At 70.2% G+C, this 18,632-nt stretch carries 13 protein-coding genes; 8 read left to right on the top strand and 5 right to left on the bottom strand.

Features of this window, described 5'->3' with window-relative positions:
• Nucleotides 1-41: 41 nt before the first annotated feature.
• The 5 genes from H9658_RS08150 to H9658_RS08130 form a co-directional block, all read right to left on the bottom strand.
• Nucleotides 42-3,236: an error-prone DNA polymerase gene (locus H9658_RS08150; RefSeq protein ID WP_225209824.1), complete on the bottom strand. Its 3,195-nt coding sequence runs from the start codon at nt 3,234-3,236 to the stop codon at nt 42-44.
• Nucleotides 3,233-4,684, bottom strand: a complete 1,452-nt coding sequence (locus H9658_RS08145; protein WP_191825010.1) for a Y-family DNA polymerase — start codon at nt 4,682-4,684, stop codon at nt 3,233-3,235. The genes H9658_RS08150 and H9658_RS08145 overlap by 4 nt, the downstream gene beginning before the upstream one ends.
• Before the next feature lie 10 nt (nt 4,685-4,694).
• Complete coding sequence (gene imuA / locus H9658_RS08140; protein WP_179570676.1) at nt 4,695-5,330, bottom strand: translesion DNA synthesis-associated protein ImuA; 636 nt, start codon at nt 5,328-5,330, stop codon at nt 4,695-4,697.
• The gene (lexA, locus tag H9658_RS08135; protein ID WP_191825009.1) at nt 5,330-5,938 is read right to left on the bottom strand and encodes a transcriptional repressor LexA; all 609 of its coding nucleotides are present in this window, start codon (nt 5,936-5,938) and stop codon (nt 5,330-5,332) included. The genes imuA and lexA overlap by 1 nt, the downstream gene beginning before the upstream one ends.
• Nucleotides 5,939-6,114: 176 nt before the next feature.
• The gene (locus H9658_RS08130) at nt 6,115-7,350 is read right to left on the bottom strand and encodes a citrate synthase family protein (RefSeq protein WP_191825008.1); all 1,236 of its coding nucleotides are present in this window, start codon (nt 7,348-7,350) and stop codon (nt 6,115-6,117) included.
• Between the two features lie 116 nt (nt 7,351-7,466).
• On the opposite strand from H9658_RS08130, the gene prpB reads away from it, so the two are divergent.
• The 8 genes from prpB to H9658_RS08090 all read left to right on the top strand — a co-directional run bounded on the left by prpB (nt 7,467) and on the right by H9658_RS08090 (nt 18,506).
• On the top strand, nt 7,467-8,354 hold the full coding sequence (gene prpB / locus H9658_RS08125) for a methylisocitrate lyase (RefSeq protein ID WP_179570679.1): 888 nt from the start codon (nt 7,467-7,469) through the stop codon (nt 8,352-8,354).
• A gap of 31 nt (nt 8,355-8,385) precedes the next feature.
• Nucleotides 8,386-8,988, top strand: coding sequence for a DUF1003 domain-containing protein (locus H9658_RS08120; protein WP_191825007.1), 603 nt, complete (start codon nt 8,386-8,388; stop codon nt 8,986-8,988).
• A 41-nt stretch (nt 8,989-9,029) separates the two neighbouring features.
• Complete coding sequence (gene prpC, locus H9658_RS08115; RefSeq protein WP_191825006.1) at nt 9,030-10,196, top strand: bifunctional 2-methylcitrate synthase/citrate synthase; 1,167 nt, start codon at nt 9,030-9,032, stop codon at nt 10,194-10,196.
• Between the two features lie 215 nt (nt 10,197-10,411).
• A complete protein-coding gene (gene acnD / locus H9658_RS08110) occupies nt 10,412-13,027 on the top strand; it encodes a Fe/S-dependent 2-methylisocitrate dehydratase AcnD (RefSeq protein ID WP_191825005.1) in 2,616 nt (871 codons plus the stop codon).
• A gap of 36 nt (nt 13,028-13,063) precedes the next feature.
• Entirely contained in the window at nt 13,064-13,555 is a 492-nt protein-coding gene (locus tag H9658_RS08105; protein ID WP_406848113.1) for an SRPBCC family protein, read from the top strand.
• A gap of 36 nt (nt 13,556-13,591) precedes the next feature.
• Nucleotides 13,592-14,785, top strand: coding sequence for a 2-methylaconitate cis-trans isomerase PrpF (gene prpF / locus H9658_RS08100; RefSeq protein ID WP_191825004.1), 1,194 nt, complete (start codon nt 13,592-13,594; stop codon nt 14,783-14,785).
• A gap of 403 nt (nt 14,786-15,188) precedes the next feature.
• Nucleotides 15,189-17,408 (top strand): TonB-dependent receptor, encoded by a 2,220-nt coding sequence (locus tag H9658_RS08095; RefSeq protein WP_179570685.1) that lies wholly within the window; start codon nt 15,189-15,191, stop codon nt 17,406-17,408.
• 75 nt (nt 17,409-17,483) lie between these two features.
• Nucleotides 17,484-18,506: a nucleoside hydrolase gene (locus H9658_RS08090; RefSeq protein WP_191825003.1), complete on the top strand. Its 1,023-nt coding sequence runs from the start codon at nt 17,484-17,486 to the stop codon at nt 18,504-18,506.
• Nucleotides 18,507-18,632: the final 126 nt, after the last annotated feature.

The following is an 18,632-nucleotide window of genomic DNA, read 5'->3' as shown; positions in this document are numbered from 1 at the left end:
GTCTGTTCGTTGAGCATGGCATGCAGCATTGTGCTTATCGCTCAGTGGAAATCGCGGCTGCGGATGTCCAGTCCGAGCAGCAGCGGGGTCAGGTCTTCGAGGTGGCCGGCGATCAGGTGGCGCACGCCGTCGGCGGTTTCCAGGCGGCCGCGCACCGCCAGCAGCCTGGATTCGATCAGTGCCTGGCGCTGGCGATCGGCCAGGCGGCGCCAGACCACGACGTTGACCAGGCCGTGTTCGTCTTCGAGGGTGAGGAAGGTGACGCCGCTGGCGGTCTGCGGGCGCTGGCGCATGGTCACCAGGCCGGCGATGGCGACCGCGCTGGCGTGGGGCAGGGCGCGCAGTTCGGCGGAGTGGCGATAGCGGCGCGCACGCAGTTGCGCGCGCAGCAAGGTCAGCGGGTGTTTGCCGAGGGTGGTGCCGATGGTCGCGTAGTCGGCGCGGATGTCCTCGCCGAGGCTGGGCAGCGGCAGCGCCACCTGCTGTTCCGGCGTGGCGGCGAGCGGCTCGAACAGTGGACGTTGCGCTTCGACGCCGGCCACCGCCCAGCGTGCGCGGTGGCGGTGCCCGGCCAGCGGTTTCAGCGCACCGGCGTCGGCCAGGCTGTCACGCGCCTTGTCGTCGAGCGCGGCGCGCTGGCACAGGTCGGCGAGATCGTGGAACGGCGCCTGCGCGCGTGCCTGCTGCAGGCGCAGCGCAGCGTCTTCGGCCAGGCCGCGGACCAGGCGCAGGCCCAGGCGGATCGCCGGCTGCACCGCCGGATCGGCGCTGTAGGCTTCCAACCCGCAATCCCAGTCGCTGTAGCGCACGTCCACCGGACGCACCTGCAGGCCGTGGCGGCGCGCGTCCTGCAGCAATTGGTCGGGGCTGTAGAAGCCCATCGGCCAGCTGTTGATCAACGCGCAGGTGAAGGCCGCCGGTTCATGGCACTTGAGCCAGCAGCTGGCGTAGGTGAGCAGGGCGAAACTGGCGGCGTGGCTCTCGGGGAAGCCGTAGCTGCCGAAGCCCTTGATCTGTTCGAAGATGCGCGCGGCGAATTCGGCGCTGTAGCCGTTTTTCAGCATGCCGTTGGTCAGCTTCTCGCGATGCGGTTCCAGCCCGCCGTGGCGCTTCCAGGCGGCCATCGAGCGGCGCAGCTGGTCGGCTTCGCCGGGTTCGTAGTCGGCGGCGACGATCGCCAGCTGCATCACCTGTTCCTGGAACAGCGGCACCCCGAGGGTGCGTTTGAACACCTCCTTCAATTTCTCCGGCAAGTCGTCGGGTTGTTCCTCGCCGCTGCGCCGGCGCAGGTAGGGATGCACCATGCCGCCCTGGATCGGGCCGGGGCGCACGATCGCCACCTGGATCACCAGGTCGTAGAACTCGCGCGGTTTGAGTCGCGGCAGCATCGCCATCTGCGCGCGCGATTCGATCTGGAACACGCCGATGGTGTCGGCGCGCTGGATCATCCGGTAGGTCTTGTCGTCTTCGGCGGGAATGCTGGCCAGGTCCAGATCGCGGCCGCGGTGCGCACGCAGCAGGTCCAGCGTGCGCCGCAGCGCGCTGAGCATGCCCAGCGCGAGCACGTCCACCTTCATCAACCCGACCAGTTCCAGGTCGTCCTTGTCCCACTGGATCACGGTGCGCTCGGCCATCGCCGCGTTCTCCACCGGCACCAGCGTGTGCAGCGGATGTTCGGAGATCACGAAGCCGCCGGGGTGCTGCGACAGGTGGCGGGGGAAGCCGATCAGCTCGGCGCTCAGCGCCAGCAGCCGGCGCATCAGCGCGGTATCCGGATCGAAACCGCGTTCGCGCAGGCGTTCGTGCGGCGGGACGTCGTCGTCCCACTGGCCCAGCGTGGAGGCCAGCGCGTCGATGCTGTCGCCGGGCAGGCCGAGCGCGCGCGCCACGTCGCGTACCGCGCTGCGGCCGTGGTACTGGATCGCCACCGTGGTCAATGCCGCGCGCTCGCGGCCGTAGTGGTTGAAGATGTACTGGATCACCTCCTCGCGGCGGTCGTGCTCGAAATCGACGTCGATGTCGGGCCGTTCCTTGCGCTCTTCGGAGATGAAACGCTCGAACAGCATGCCGATGCGGTCGGGGTCGATCGCGGTGACGCCCAACGCATAGCACACGGCCGAATTCGCCGCCGAGCCGCGGCCCTGGCACAGGATGTCGCGCGACCTGGCGAAACGCACCAGGTCGTAGACGGTGAGGAAGTACGACTCGTAGCCCAGGCGCTGGATCACGCCCAGTTCGTGCTCGATCAGGCGTCGCGCCTTTTCCGGCACGCCGTGCGGCCAGCGCGTGGCCGCGCCTTGCTCGGTGAGCGTGCGCAGCCATTGCGTCGGCGTCCGACCCGGCGGCACCAGCTCGTGCGGGTATTGGTAGCGCAGTTGGCCGAGGTCGAACGTGCAGCGCTGCGCGATGCGCACCGACTCGGCCAGCAGCGCATGCGGATACAGCGTGGCCAGGGTCGCGCGCGGACGCAGGTGGCGCTCGCCGTTGGCGAACAGGTGCGCGCCGGCCTCGCTCAGCGGCAGGCGCTGGCGGATCGCGGTCAGCGTGTCCTGCAGCGCGCGGCGGCCGCGCGCGTGCATGTGCACGTCGCCGCTGGCGACGGCGGGCAGGTGCAGGCGCCGGGCCAGCGCCAGGCGCGCGTGCAGCAGGGCGTCGTCGTCTGGGCCGCGCAGCAGTTCCACCGCCAGCCACAGGCGTTGCGCGAAGCGCGCCTGCAGCCAGGCGCCGTCGCTTGCGTCGCCGCCATTGTCGTCGCGCGGCAGCCACAGGCACAGCAGGCCGTCGAGATCGCCGTCGAAGTCCTCGCGCAGCGCGCGGTACGTGCCCTTGTCGGCGCGACGGCGGGCCAGGGTGATCAGCCGGCACAGGCACTGGTAGCCGTGCAGGGTCTCGGCCAGCAGCACCAGCTTGGGGCCGTGTTCGAGCTGGAATTCGCTGCCGACGATCAGCGCCAGGCCGGTGTCCCTGGCCGCCTGCCAGGCGCGCACGATGCCGGCCAGGGTGCATTCGTCGGTGATCGCCAGCGCGCGGTAGCCGTGGCGTGCGGCGCGTTCGAACAGTTCCCGCGCATGCGAGGCGCCGCGCTGGAAGCTGAAGTTCGACAGGCAGTGCAGTTCGGCGTAGTCCGGCGGCGGCGTGCGTGCGGACGTGGAGGTGGCGTCGTGCAGGGGGGCAGGTGGTTGCGCGGCAGGCGCCGGCACGGCACGCAGTCGCGGACGTGGCGGGCTGTGGCTCATGCGAACCAGCCGTGCAGCATCAGCGCGTCCGGCGCATCGGCCGGCGCGAACACCCAGGCGCGCTGGCCCTGGCGGGTACGCACGATGTAGTAGTCGCGGCGGATATCGCCGTCGTCCCACCAGCCGCTTTCGATGCGTTCCGGGCCGGCCAGGCGTTCGGGGTCGCGCTCGCGCAGCGGAGTCGGCCGGGTCAGCAGCCAGCCGGGGCGCGGCAGCGTGGTGGACGCAGCCGCGCGGGGCGCGCTCGGTTGGTTGGTCTTGCCTGCCTGCGCGGGCTTGCCGGATTCGGCGCGCCACGCCCATTCGGGGCGATGGTCGGCATGCGCGCGCAGGCCGTGCACCGCGTCGTCGCCGAGGCGGGCGCGCAGGCGTTCGCGCAGCTGTTCCCAGGGCAGCGCCTGCTGCGCGCGGTCGTCGAACAGTTCGCGCGCGGCCGGCACGAACGGCGGCAGTTCGTCGGCGCGCAGGCGCATGGCCTGCACCGGCGCCGGCACGCTGGCATGTTGCAGGCGGCCGCGCGCCAGTTCGAACAGCATCGCCGCATCGCGCTCGGCGGCGAGCAGGCCGACCGGCACCACGCTGTCGTCCAGGCCTTCGTGTTCCAGATGCAGTTGGAAGCGTTGCACGCCGCCATCGCGCCCGGCCAGGAACGCGGCCAGATCGGCAGTCAGCCGGCGCAGCGGGAACAGCAGGGCCTGGCTGGATTCCACCGCGTAGCCCAGTTCCAGCCGCGCATCGAAGCGGTCCGGCGGCAGGTAGTACTGCAGCGGCAGCGGCGCCTGCCCGCGCAAGGCGTCCAGGTGCTGCAGCAGCGTGGGCGGATAGCGCCGCGCCAGGCCGCTGCGCGGCAGCGCGAACAACTGCCGCAGCGTGCGCAGGCCCATCCGCGCGAAGGCGTCGGCCAGGCCCGGTTCCAGCCCGGCGCGGGCGATCGGCAATTGGCCCAGTGCGCCGTGCAGCGCGGCGTTGTCGAGCAGGGCGATGCCGTCGTGCGCGTTGGCCAGCACGCGCGCGGCCAGCGGATGCGGCGCGACCACGATGCGGTGGCGGAAGCCCAGCGCGGTCAGCTCCTCGCGCAGGCGCGCCTCGAAGCGCGGCCAGGGCCCGAACAGGCCCAGGCTGGCCTCGATTTCCAGCAGCAGCGCGCCGGGATAGTCGGTGCTGACCAGCGAGCTGAAGCGGTACGCCCACGCCGCCAGGAACTGCTGGCAGCGGCGGCTTTCCTCGGCATCGTGCAGGGCGGTGGCGAAGCGGTCGCACAGCGCCTGCGCGGTGGCCAGCGATTGCCCGGGCTGCAGGCCGCGCGCGCGCGCGGCGGCGTTGACCGCCTTCAGCGTGCGCCGCTGCGGCGGGCCGGCGAGCAGCGCCAGCGGTTGGTCAGGCGACGGCCAGCGCCGCAGCACCGTGTCGAGCGCCAGTTGCGGCAGCAGGATGCAGGCCCAGCGCATGCGCGCGTCCTCAAGCCGAGGCCGGCGACGGCATGGCCAGCGCGGACAGCGCAATGGCGCGCGCCGGCGGCATGCCGCCGCGGCACTTGAGCACGCGCAGCTGCGCCGGTGCGGCATCGATGGCGATGCGCAGCGCGGCCGGCGACGGATTGGCCGCGGCTTTCAGCGGCCGGTAGGCGAAGCCCAGCGCGCGCCCGGTCTCGGCCGCCACCTGCAGCCGGCGCAGGGTCTTGTCGTTGGCCTGCGCCGGCCAGCACAGCACCGCCGCGCAGCTGCCCGAGCGCAGGCATTGCTCGGCGGCCCAGGCCGCGTCCGCGCCGGCGCGCACGATCTGCAACTGCGGCAGCGCCACGCCGGCCTGTTGCCAGGCGCCGGGGTAGGGCAGATAGGGCGGATCGACCAGCACGATGCGGCCGCCGCCCTGCGACAGCCGCGCCAGCGTCGGCCACAGCAGCTGCAGTTCGCCGATGCCGTCGGCGGCGTGCAGCAGTTCGGTCAGCGCCATCTCCGGCCAGCCGCGCGCCGGCAGCGCGGCGTCGAGCGCGGCATGGCCGGTGGGCTGCGCGCTGGGCGGCAGCGCGGTCGGCTGGCCGCGCCAGACCCGGCGTTCGGCCAGCAGGCGGTCGAGGGCGACGACGGCAGCCATCAGCCTTGCCGGATCAGCCCGCAGTAATGCCCTTCGATGGCGAAGTCCTGGCCTGGCTGCACCACGATCGGCGCATAGGCCGGGTTGCGCGGCAGCAACTGGATGCGTTCGCCGTCGTGCCGGTAGCGCTTGATGGTGATCTCGCCGTCCAGCCGCGCCACCACGATCTGCCCATTGCGCGCATCGGCGGCGCGGCGCACCCCGACAAGGTCGCCGTCGAGGATGCCGTCGTCGATCATCGAATCGCCCTGCACGCGCAGCAGGTAGTCCGGACGCAGCGCGAACACGGCGCGGTCCAGCCGCACCTGCTGGTCCAGGCCGATATCGGCGCCGATCGGCGCGCCGGCGGCGACCCGGCCCAGCACCGGCAGCCGCAGCAGCCCGCTGCGCGGCTGTGCCTGCACCGGTCGCAGGCTGCGCGCCTGCTGCGGCACATGCTCCAGCAGCCCGGCCTCGACCAGCGCCTGCACGTGCTTGCGCGCCGCGTTGCGCGAGGCGAAGCCGAAGCGCTCGGCGATCTCGGCCAGGCTCGGCGGCCGTCCGGCCTGCTCGGCGCAGTCGTGGACGTAGGCGAGGATCGCGGCGCGTTGTGGGGAGAGGGTATCCATGGTGTACATTTGTACACCTTCGTCGCCAGTTTGGCGACGCGGCTCACTGAATCCGGTCAGCCCTTTTTCTGCGGTGCGAGGGGGCGGGCTGCGATGCGGATTGCCGCGCAGCAACAGCAGGACATGCGCAATGGACGCCGCCGCCGATGCGGCGCTTGCCGCGCAAGCTGCCGCCCTCAGCCCGGCGTCGAACCCTCGGGCATGACCCCGGCATAGCGCGCCCGCGGGCGGATCAGCTTGCCCAGCGCCTGCTGCTCCAGCGCATGCGCCAGCCAGCCGGACAGCCGGGCGGCGGCGAACAGGACCAGGGCGTGTGCGGCGGGCAGGTCGTGGATGAGGCAGAGCGCCGCGAGCATGCCGTCGATGTTGGGCGCCTGGCCGCTGCAGTCCTGCGCCGCGGCGAGCACCGTTTCCACATACCGCATCTGCGGATGCTGGCCGCAGCGCTCGCGCAGCAGGCGCAGCACTTCGGCCGCGCGCGGGTCGCCGTCCGGGTAGAGCGCATGGTGGAAGCCGGGCAGGTCGTCGCCGCGCTGCCAGCGTTCGGCGATGAAGGCGGCGGGGTTGGCCGCGTCCTGTGCGTCGCGCAGCAGGGCGTGGGCGCGGGCGGTGGCGCCGCCATGGCGCGGGCCGGACAGCGCGGCCAGGCCGGCGCTGACGGTGGCGTGCAGCGGCGCGCCGGTGGAGGCGACCACGCGTGCGGCGAAGGCGGAGACGTTGAGTTCGTGATCGGCGCACAGCACCAGGGTGGCGCGCACCAGTTCGGCGAAGTCGGCATCGCCCGGGCGCCAGCGGTCGGCGATCAGGCGATGCACCGGCCGGGTGTCCGGCTGGGTGCCGACCAGCAGCGCGGCGTTCTGCCGCAGCAAGGTGGCGGCGATCTCGCGGCGCACCGTCGGCGCGGCGTTGAGCGGTTGGCGCAGTTCCAGGGCCAGCAGCGGAATGCAGGCCATGGCGCGCTCCAGCGGCGGCAGCGTGACGTCGCCGGCCAGCGGCGCCACCCGTTGCGGCCATGGCGCGACCGGGGCCGCGGCGAACGGGTCTTCGTCCAGGCACTCCCACAGCAGCCGCGCGATGTCCTCCAGGCCGGCGCCTTCGCGCACCGCGGCGACCGCCGAGCGCCCGCGGTAGTAGGGGCTGTCGGGCCGGATCAGCGAGATGCGCGTCTCCAGCACCGGCAGGCCGCGGTCCAGGCTCTGCGCGGCACCGCGCGCGGCGCCGCGGCCGACGCGCTTGCGCTGCGCCAGCCGTTCCACTTCCGCGCGCAGGTAGGCGCGGCTGCGGTGGTCGGGGCCGGCGCGCGAGCTCAGCAGGCCGCGGCTGACGTAGGCGTACAGGGTGGCGCTGCTGATGCCGAGCAGGGCGCAGGCTTCCGCGGCGGAGATCAGGTTGCGGTCGGTGGCGTCGGACATGAAGGGTCGATAGGTTGATTCATTGAATCAAGATTGATCGGCCCGGGCGATGGTGCCAGATTGGCGCCCATCGCGGAACGGCCGTGCGGGCCGCCGCCCTCGCTCAGGAGTTCGCCATGTCGCACGTTTCCGCCGGTGCCCGTTTCCGCGCCGCGCTGGCCGCCGAATCGCCGCTGCAGGTGATCGGCGCGATCAACGCCAACCACGCGCTGCTGGCGCAACGCGCCGGCTACCGGGCGATCTACCTGTCCGGCGGCGGCGTCGCCGCTGGGTCGCTGGGCCTGCCGGACCTGGGCATCAACACCCTAGACGACGTGCTGATCGACGTGCGCCGCATCACCGACGTCTGCGAGCTGCCGCTGCTGGTGGACATCGACACCGGCTTCGGCCCGAGCGCGTTCAACATCGAGCGCACCATCAAGTCGCTGATCAAGGCCGGCGCGGCCGCCTGCCATATCGAGGACCAGGTCGGCGCCAAGCGCTGCGGCCACCGGCCCGGCAAGGAGATCGTGAGCCAGGGCGAAATGGTCGACCGGGTCAAGGCCGCGGCCGATGCCAGGACCGATGCCGCCTTCTTCCTGATCGCGCGCACCGACGCGATCCAGGTGGATGGTGTGGACGCGGCGATCGCGCGCGCCATCGCCTGCGTGGAGGCCGGCGCCGACGGCATCTTCGCCGAGGCCGCCTACGACCTGGACACCTACCGTCGTTTCGTCGACGCGGTGAAGGTGCCGGTGCTGGCCAACATCACCGAATTCGGCAAGACCCCGTTGTTCACCCGCGAGGAACTGGCATCGGCCGGGGTGGCGATCCAGCTGTTCCCGCTGTCGGCGTTCCGCGCCGCCAACAAGGCCGCCGAGGCCGTGTACACGGCGATCCGCCGCGACGGCCACCAGCAGAACGTGGTGGACACGATGCAGACCCGCGAGGAGCTGTACGAACGCATCGGCTACCACGCCTTCGAGCAGCGCCTGGACGCATTGTTCGCCGGCAAGGGCGCATGATCCACGCCGGTTCCCCTGTCCGAGCATGTCCATGAACACCCACGTCGGCACCATGCCGCCACGCGGCCGCATCGACCGCCGCCAGACCGCGCGGCAGTTGCTGCAGACCGAACTGGAGAAACTGCCCGACGCCGAGCGCGAGGTGGTGGAGCGCTTCATCGCCAAGCGCCACGTGGCGCGCGACATCGTCAAGCAGGCCGATCGCGACCGCACGCTCGGCGAGCGCATCGCCGACCGGGTCGCCGAGATCGGCGGCAGCTGGAGCTTCATCATCGGCTTCGGCCTGGTGCTGCTGGCGTGGATCGCGCTCAACAGCCTGGTGCTGGCGCACGCGTTCGATCCGTATCCCTACATCCTGCTCAACCTGTGCCTGTCGTGCCTGGCCGCGATCCAGGCGCCGGTGATCATGATGAGCCAGAACCGCCAGGCCGCGGTGGACCGCCTGCGCGCGCAGAACGACTACGAAGTGAACATCAAATCCGAGCTGGAAATCCTGCAGGTGCACGAGAAGCTCAACCAGCTGCGCGAGCAGGACTGGGCGACGCTGGTCGACCTGCAGAACCGCCAGATCGCCATGCTGCAGCAATTGCTCGAGCGCGGCGGTACCCCGCCACCGGCCGCGCCCGCGCCCTGATCCGCCTCGATGACACGACCGCGCTACCCGGGAGACAACGCATGAACGACACCAACGCCAGCCAGGCCGCTCCGGCCTTCAAGCCGAAGAAATCGGTGGCCCTGTCCGGTACCGCCGCCGGCAACACCGCGCTGTGCACGGTGGGCCGCAGCGGCAACGATCTGCACTACCGTGGCTACGACATCCTGGACCTGGCGCGCAGCAGCCAGTTCGAGGAGATCGCCTACCTGCTGGTGCACGGCAAGCTGCCCAGCAACAGCGAGCTGCGCGGCTACAAGGCCAAGCTGCGCTCGCTGCGCGGGGTGCCGGCCGCGGTCAAGGCGGCGCTGGAGCAGCTGCCGCCGTCGGCGCATCCGATGGACGTGATGCGCACCGGCGTGTCGGTGCTCGGTTGCGTGCAGCCGGAGAAGGACGACCACAACCATCCCGGCGCGCGCGACATCGCCGACAAGCTGATGGCCAGCCTCGGCTCGATGCTGCTGTACTGGTACCACTACAGCCACAACGGCCGCCGCATCGAGGTGGAGACCGACGACGATTCGATCGGCGGCCATTTCCTGCATCTGCTGCACGGCTTCAAGCCGCACGAGGAATGGGTGCAGGCGATGCACACCAGCCTGATCCTGTACGCCGAGCACGAGTTCAACGCGTCCACCTTCGCCTGCCGGGTCATCGCCGGCACCGGCAGCGACATGTACAGCGCCATCGCCGGCGGCATCGGCGCGCTGCGCGGGCCCAAGCACGGCGGCGCCAACGAGGTCGCCTTCGAGGTGCAGAAGCGCTACGACAGCCCCGACGAGGCGGAAGCGGACATCCGCGCGCGGGTCGAGCGCAAGGAAGTGATCATCGGCTTCGGCCACCCGGTGTATACCGTGTCCGACCCGCGCAACCAGGTGATCAAGGACGTGGCGCGTGAGCTGTCCGACGCGCAGGGCAGTCGCAAGATGTACGACATCGCCGAGCGCCTGGAGGCGGTGATGTGGGAGATCAAGAAGATGTTCCCGAACCTGGATTGGTTCAGCGCGGTCAGCTACCACATGATGGGCGTGCCGACGGCGATGTTCACCCCGCTGTTCGTGATCGCGCGTACCGCCGGCTGGAGCGCGCACATCATCGAGCAGCGCATCGACGGCAAGATCATCCGCCCCAGCGCGAACTACACCGGGCCGGAGGATCAGACGTTCGTGCCGATCGATCGGCGCAGTTGATTGCTCCCCTCTCCCGTCGGGAGAGGGGTAGGGGGTGAGGGTACGGGCGCAGCCTCGTGGCGTTTGGTCGCACCAGGCTTCGTTCGTACCCTCATCCGCCTCATGTGGGCTCTCATTCGCATTAGGCTTCGCCCGTACCCTCATCCGCCCCTTCGGGGCACCTTCTCCCGATGGGAGAAGGGTCAGCCTTCGCTTTATTTCTAGTGTAGCCAGCCATGAACAGCCACTACCGCACCTCCCTGCCCGGCACTTCGCTGGATTACTTCGACGCGCGCGCCGCGGTCGATGCGCTCCGGCCCGGCGCCTATGCCGCGCTGCCGTACACCTCGCGCGTGTTCGCCGAGAACCTGGTGCGGCGCTGCGATCCGGCCACGCTGGACGCTTCGCTGATGCAGCTGATCGAATGCCGCCGCGACCTGGATTTCCCATGGTTTCCGGCGCGCGTGGTGTGCCACGACATCCTCGGCCAGACCGCGCTGGTGGACCTGGCCGGGCTGCGCGATGCGATCGCCGAGCGCGGCGGGGATCCGGCGCAGGTCAATCCGGTGGTGCCGACGCAGCTGATCGTGGACCACTCGCTGGCGGTGGAATTCGGCGGCTTCGACAAGGCCGCGTTCGCCAAGAACCGCGCGGTGGAAGACCGCCGCAACGCCGACCGCTTCCACTTCATCGACTGGACCAAGCGCGCGTTCGAGAACGTCGACGTGATTCCGCCGGGCAACGGGATCATGCACCAGATCAATCTGGAGAAGATGTCGCCGGTGGTGCAGGTGCGCGACGGCGTGGCGTTCCCGGATACCTGCGTGGGCACCGACAGCCACACCCCGCACGTGGATGCGCTGGGCGTGCTGGCGATCGGCGTCGGCGGGCTGGAAGCGGAGAGCGTGATGCTCGGGCGCGCGTCGTGGATGCGCCTGCCGGACATCGTCGGCGTGGCGCTGCGCGGGCGGCCGCAGCCGGGCATCACCGCCACCGACGTGGTGCTGGCGCTGACCGAGTTCCTGCGCGCGCAGAAGGTGGTCGGCGCCTACCTGGAGTTCCACGGCGAAGGCGCGGCCGCGCTGACCCTGGGCGATCGCGCCACGATCTCCAACATGACCCCGGAGTTCGGCGCCACCGCGGCGATGTTCGCGATCGACCGGCAGACCATCGACTACCTGCGCCTGACCGGCCGCGACGACGTGCAGGTCGCGTTGGTGGAAACCTATGCCAAGGCCGCAGGACTGTGGGCCGACGACCTGGTCGCGGCGCAGTACGAACGCGTGCTGCAGTTCGACCTGTCCAGCGTGACCCGCAACATGGCCGGCCCGTCCAATCCGCACAAGCGCGTGGCGACCAGCGAGCTGGCCGCGCGCGGCATCGCCGACGAGGCCAAGTTGGCATCCGGCAAGGCCGAACAGGCGCAAGGCCTGATGCCCGACGGCGCGGTGATCATCGCCGCGATCACCAGCTGCACCAACACCAGCAATCCGCGCAACGTGATCGCTGCCGGTTTGCTGGCGCGCAACGCCAACGCACGCGGGCTGCTGCGCAAGCCGTGGGTTAAGACCTCGCTGGCGCCGGGCTCCAAGGCGGTGCAGTTGTACCTGGAAGCATCCGGGCTGCTGCCGGAGCTGGAACAGTTGGGTTTCGGCATCGTCGGTTTCGCCTGCACCACCTGCAACGGCATGAGCGGCGCATTGGATCCGGCGATCCAGCAGGAGGTGATCGCACGCGACCTGTACGCCACCGCGGTGCTGTCGGGCAACCGCAATTTCGACGGGCGCATCCACCCCTACGCCAAGCAGGCGTTCCTGGCCTCGCCGCCGCTGGTGGTGGCGTATGCGATCGCCGGCACCATCCGTTTCGACATCGAGAAGGACGTGCTGGGCGTGGACAAGGACGGCCAGCCGGTGACGCTGAAGGACCTGTGGCCCAGCGACGCGGAGATCGACGCGATCGTCGCCGCCAGCGTCAAGCCCGAGCAGTTCCGCCAGGTCTACGAGCCGATGTTCGCGCGCAGCGGGCTGGCCGCCGCGCAGGTGGCGCCGCTGTACGCATGGCGTCCGCAAAGCACTTACATCCGCCGCCCGCCGTACTGGGAAGGCGCGCTGGCCGGCGAACGCACGCTGCGCGGCATGCGCGCGCTGGCGGTGCTCGGCGACAACATCACCACCGACCACCTGTCGCCGTCCAACGCGATCCTCGCCGACAGCGCCGCCGGCGAATACCTGACGCGGATGGGCGTGCCGGAAGAGGACTTCAACTCCTACGCCACCCACCGCGGCGATCACCTCACCGCGCAACGCGCCACCTTCGCCAATCCGCAACTGCTCAACGAAATGGCCGTGGTCGATGGCCAGCCGCAGCGCGGTTCGCTGACCCGGCTGGAGCCGGAAGGGCAGGTGGTGCGCATGTGGGAGGCGATCGAGACCTACATGGCGCGCAAGCAGCCGCTGCTGATCGTCGCCGGCGCCGACTACGGGCAGGGCTCCTCGCGCGACTGGGCGGCCAAGGGCGTGCGACTGGCCGGGGTCGAGGCGATCGTGGCCGAGGGCTTCGAGCGCATCCACCGCACCAACCTGGTCGGCATGGGCGTGCTGCCGCTGGAATTCCGGCCCGGCACCACGCGCAAGACCCTGGGCATCGACGGCAGCGAGGTGTTCGACGTGCTCGGCGCGCGCACCCCTGGCGCGACGCTGACCCTGTCCATCGCCCGCGCCGACGGTAGCCGCGTGGAGGTACCGGTGACCTGCCGCCTGGACACCGCCGAGGAACTGGCGATCTACGAGGCCGGTGGCGTGCTGCAGCGCTTCGCGCAGGATTTCCTGGACATGTCGAAAATCGCCTGACCCGTTCGTCGGTGTCATCAGGCGCGTGCCATCCTGATGCGCGCCTTCACCGCTGAGGACACCATCATGAGCAACGGCAAGACCGGTACCGTCCGCCTGCACCGCGTCCTGCGCGCGCCGGCCGAGCGCATCTACCGCGCGTTCCTGGAGCCGGCTGCGCTGGCCAAATGGCTGCCGCCGCACGGCCACACCGCCACCGTGCACGCCCTGGATGCGCGCGTGGGCGGCAGCTTCAGAATCTCCTTCAGCAATTTCGGCGCCGGCACCAGCGAATCCTTCGGCGGCACCTATCTGGAACTGGTGCCGGGCGAGTTGATCCGCCACACCGACACCTTCGACAACCCGGGCCTGCCCGGCGAGATGATGGTGACGGTCAAGCTGCGCACGGTGGCCTGCGGTACCGAGCTGGACATCGTCCAGGACGGCATCCCCGCACAGATTCCCGTGGAGTTCTGCCATCTCGGCTGGCAGGAGTCGCTGACCCTGCTGGCGCAGCTGGTCGAGGCCGAGATTCCCGCCAACCCTTGAGCTACTCGCCGCCTGCGCGTCGATCGGAAAAACGCCATGTCCCACGTTCCCCAGCTCCGCATTCCCGCCACCTACATGCGTGGCGGCACCTCCAAGGGCGTGTTCTTCCGCCTGCAGGACCTGCCCGCTGCCGCACAGGTGCCCGGCGCCGCGCGCGATGCGCTGCTGCTGCGGGTGATCGGCAGCCCCGATCCCTACGCCAAGCAGATCGACGGCATGGGCGGGGCCACGTCCAGCACCAGCAAGGCGGTGATCGTGGCGCCGAGCGCGCGCGCGGACCACGACGTGGACTACCTGTTCGGGCAGGTGGCGATCGACCGCCCGTTCGTCGACTGGAGCGGCAACTGCGGCAACCTGTCGGCGGCGGTGGGGCCGTTCGCGATCGCCGCCGGGCTGGTCGATGCGGCGCGCATTCCGCACGACGGCACGGCCACGGTGCGGATCTGGCAGGCCAATATCGGCAAGACCATCCTCGCGCAGGTGCCGATCGTGGCCGGCGCGGTGCAGGAGAGCGGCGATTTCGAGCTGGACGGGGTGACCTTTCCGGCGGCCGAGATCCAGCTCGACTTCCTCGATCCGGCCGCGGACGAGGACGGCGCGGACGGGGCGATGTTTCCCACCGGCCACCTGGTCGATACGCTGGACGTGCCGGGCGTGGGCAGCTTCGAGGCGACGCTGATCAACGCCGGCATCCCGACCATCTTCCTCGACGCGCAGGCGCTGGGCTACCGCGGCACCGAACTGCAGGACGCGATCAACGGCGATGCGCAGGCGCTGGCCAGGTTCGAGACGATCCGCGCCTACGGCGCGCTGCGCATGGGCCTGATCGCCAGGCTGGAAGACGCGGCGACGCGACAGCACACGCCGAAGGTGGCCTTCGTCGCGCCGCCGGCCGACTACGTCGCCTCCAGCGGCAAGCCGGTCGCCGCCGCCGACATCGACCTGCTGGTGCGGGCGATGTCGATGGGCAAGCTGCACCACGCGATGATGGGCACCGCCGCGGTGGCGATCGGCACCGCCGCGGCGATCCCGGGCACGCTGGTGAACCGCGCGGCCGGCGGCGGCGCACGCCAGGCGGTGCGCTTCGGCCATCCTTCAGGGACGTTGCGGGTTGGCGCCGAAGCGCAGCAGCAGGGGGACGGCCAGTGGAGCGTCACCAAGGCGATCATGAGCCGCAGCGCGCGGGTGCTGATGGACGGCTGGGTGCGGGTGCCGGGCGATATCTGCTGAGCCGGCAGCGCCGGCGGCAGGGCCGCATCGCTGTGGCGCCGCAAATCCGGGTCTTGTTCCTGTAGGAGCGGCTTCAGTCGCGACAGTTCTAACCGCAGTTGCTGTCGCGGCTGAAGCCGCTCCCGCAGGGGGCGGGTGGGCGCAGCGGTGCGCGCTGTTGCACGGCCGAGGGCGCAGTGGCGCCGGCCAACCGGAAATCCGCAGTGCGATGTTGATAGACCTGGGGCGTCTGGACAGTCCACCTGCAGGGCATATGTGGCAGCCCATTGCGCGCGTACAGCCTTAACACGTTCAAGTGGCCGGGACATGCAAAGCGTGTGTATTTTGTGTTAATTATGTTGCGGCGCGGCATCGCTTGCCGGCGACGCGCATTCGCTCTTGCCCATTCCACTCCGGAGTCCCCATGTCCGCCAGTTGGTCGTTGCGCACCAGCGCACTTGCCGTAGCCGTCGTTTCCGCCCTCTCGTTTCCCGCCGCCGCCCAGCAGGCGGACAGCACGGACGGGGTCGCCCGCCTGGACACGGTCAAGGTCACCGCCGAACGGCGTTCGGAAGACTCCAAGGACGTGCCGATCTCCGCCAGCGTGCTGCGCCCGGAATACCTGGACGCGATCGCCACCAGCGGCTCGGACGTACGCGTGCTGGCCGGCAAGGCGCCCAGCCTCAATGTCGAATCCTCCAACGGCCGCGTGTTCCCGCGCTTCTACATCCGCGGCTACGGCAACACCGACTTCAACACCTACGCCTCGCAGCCGGTGTCGCTGGTGTACGACGACGTAGTGGCGGAGAACGCGTTCCTGAAGGGCTTCCCGATCTTCGACCTGGAAGGCCTGGAAGTGCTGCGCGGCCCGCAGGGCACGCTGTTCGGCCGCAACACCCCCGCCGGCGTGGTCAAGTTCAACTCGGTCAAGCCGAGCATCGGCGCCAACGACGGCTACGCCAGCCTGTCCTACGGCACCTACGGCACCATGACCATGGAAACCGGCCTGAGCATCGCCATGGGCGACAAGTGGGCCGCGCGCGTGTCGGCGCTGGGCCAGCGCCGCGACGACTGGGTCGACAACACCGTGGACAACCGTTCGTTCGAGGGCTACACCGACTCGGCGGTGCGGGTGCAGCTGCTGTTCCAGCCGGGCGAGGACTTCAGCGCGCTGTTCAACGCGCATGCGCGGCATCTCGACGGCACCGCGCGGCTGTTCCGCGCCAACATCTTCCAGCCGGGCAGCAACAAGCTGGTCGACGGCTTCGATCCGGACAAGGTGTCCATTGACGGCGGCAACACCCAGGAACTGCAGACCTACGGCGGCAGCGCCAACCTGACCTGGGACCTGGGCGACATCGTGCTGCACTCGATCACCGGCTACGAAGGCATCGGCAAGTACTACAGCCGCGGCGACATCGACGGCGGCTACGGCGCGGTGTTCGCGCCGCCGTCCGGCCCCGGCGTGATCGCGTTCCCGGTGGAAACCGCCGGCGGCATCAAGAACCTGGACCAGTACTCGCAGGAGCTGCGCGCCGAGTCGCAGTACGCCGGCCCGCTCAACTGGCAGGCCGGCCTGTACTACTTCCACGATTCGGTGGAAGGCGAGAACTACACCTACGACACCTTCGGCGGCGGCACCCTCAGCAGCTATCAGCTGACCCGCCAGCGCAACACCTCGTGGGCGGCGTTCGGCTCGCTGAACTACGCGGCCACCGATCGCCTGAACCTGCGCGCCGGCATCCGCTACACCTACGACAAGAAGACCTTCGACGTGCTGGCGCTGGATCGCGTCACCCTGCTCGAGCCGTCCACCGGCAGCACCGACAACTCCAAGGTCACCGGCGACGTCAGCGCGACCTACACCATCAACGACAACGTCAACGTCTACGCCCGCGCCGCGCGCGGTTTCCGCGGCGCCAGCTTCGGCGTGCCGTCGGCGACCGCGCCGCTGACCGTGGCAGCGCCGGAGACCGTGGACTCGTACGAAATCGGCATCAAGTCCGACCTGTTCGACAAGCGCGCGCGGATCAGCTTCGATATCTACGATTTCCAGGTGAAGAACCAGCAGCTGACCGCGGTCGGCGGCACCTCCAACGACGTGCGCCTGCTCAACGCCGACAAGTCCAAGGCGCGCGGCGCCGAGTTCGACTTCGAGGCGCTGCTCACCCAGAACCTGCGCTTCACCCTCGGCGGCGCCTACAACTGGACCCGCATCGAGGATCCGACCCTGTCGGTCGGCGTGTGCCGCACCTGCACCGTGACCGATCCGCTCAACGCCGCCGGCAACGCCATCATCGACGGCAACGTGCTGCCGCAGGCGGCCAAGTGGATGGGCAACGCCACGCTGCGCTACGGCATCCCGGTCGGCGACGACGCCGAGTTCTTCTTCTACACCGACTGGTCCTACCGCAGCGAGATCAACTTCTTCCTGTACGACTCGCGCGAATTCGTCGGCCAGCCGCTGCTCGAAGGCGGCGCCAAGATCGGCTACAACTGGGGCGCCGGCGCGTACGAGGTGTCGGTGTTCTGCCGCAACTGCACCAACCAGATCCGCGCCACCGGTGCGATCGACTTCAACAACCTCACCGGCTTCATCAACGATCCGCGGATCGTCGGCGCGCAGTTCCGCGCCAATTTCTGATCGGCGTGTCAGTGATGCGATGAACCAGGGACCGCCGGCTATCATGCCGGCGGTTTCTTTTTATGGGAGGCGCGCATGCGCAGTCTGAAACGGTGGGCGGCGCTGGCGCTGCTGGCGTTGGCATCGGTTGCCGCCGCGGCGGCGCCGCCGGCACAGAAGGTGGTGGTGTCCACCGACATCGGCGACGACATCGACGATGCCTTCGCGCTGGCGCTGCTGCTGCGCAGCCCGGAGCTGGACGTGCTCGGCATCGCCTCGGCCTGGGGCGACACCGCACTGCGTGCGCAGTTGCTGCAGCGGTTGTTGCAACAGGCCGGGCGCAGCGAGATCCCGTTGGCGATCGGCCATGCCACGACCGCCACGATTCCCTTCAGCCAGGCGCGCTGGGCGGCGCAGGGCACGCGGCCGCGCAAGGCGCCGGACGCGGCGGACTTCATCCTGGCGCAGGCGCGGCGCCATCCCGGCCAGGTCACCTTGCTGGTGCTCGGACCGCTGACCGACGCGGCGCGCGCGTTGCAGCGCGACCCGCAGGGCTTCGCCCAGCTCAAGCAGGTGGTGCTGATGGGCGGGTCGGTGCGGGCGGGCTACGGCAAGTCGCGCTACCGGCCGCCGAGCGCGCCGGCGCCGGAATACAACATCGTCTCCGACATCGGCGCCGCGCAGCGCCTGTTCGCCGCCGGCGTGCCGATCGTGATGCTGCCGCTGGACGCGACCCAGGTGACCCTGGAGGAACCGGAGCGGGTGGCGCTGTTCGCGCATGGCGATCCGCTGACCGATGCGCTGACCCAGCTCTACTACCAATGGCGCGACACCGACCAGCCCTGGGCCAGCGCCACGCCGACCCTGTTCGACGTGGTGCCGGTGGCGCAATTGCTCGACCCGAGCCTGTGCCCGACCGTGCCGTTGCGCATCGCGGTCGACGACCAGGGGTATACGCGGGAAGTGCCGCCTGGCGCGAGGGCAACTGGCGGCACTGTGGCCGTCGACGACGCGTCGGATGGCGGCCATGCGGCGCCCGGCGCCGCCAACGCCCAGGTCTGCCTTGCGCTGGACCGGCCGCGGCTGATCGCGCTGTACATGCAGCGCTTGTTGCATTGAGGCGGCGGCGAGTCCGCCGCTTCGCTCGTCGCGGCTGAAGCCGCTCCTGCAGGGAACTTGCGGCCATCCAGCTGGGTGCACTGTAGGAGGGGCTTCAGCCCCGACCGATGGCCGAACCGTCGCGAT

This window comes from Xanthomonas bonasiae (assembly GCF_014836395.1).
GTDB classification, from domain to species: Bacteria; Pseudomonadota; Gammaproteobacteria; order Xanthomonadales; family Xanthomonadaceae; genus Xanthomonas_A; species Xanthomonas_A bonasiae.
Note: the sequence above shows the minus strand (reverse complement) of the source record. Positions and strands in the feature narration are given on the sequence as shown.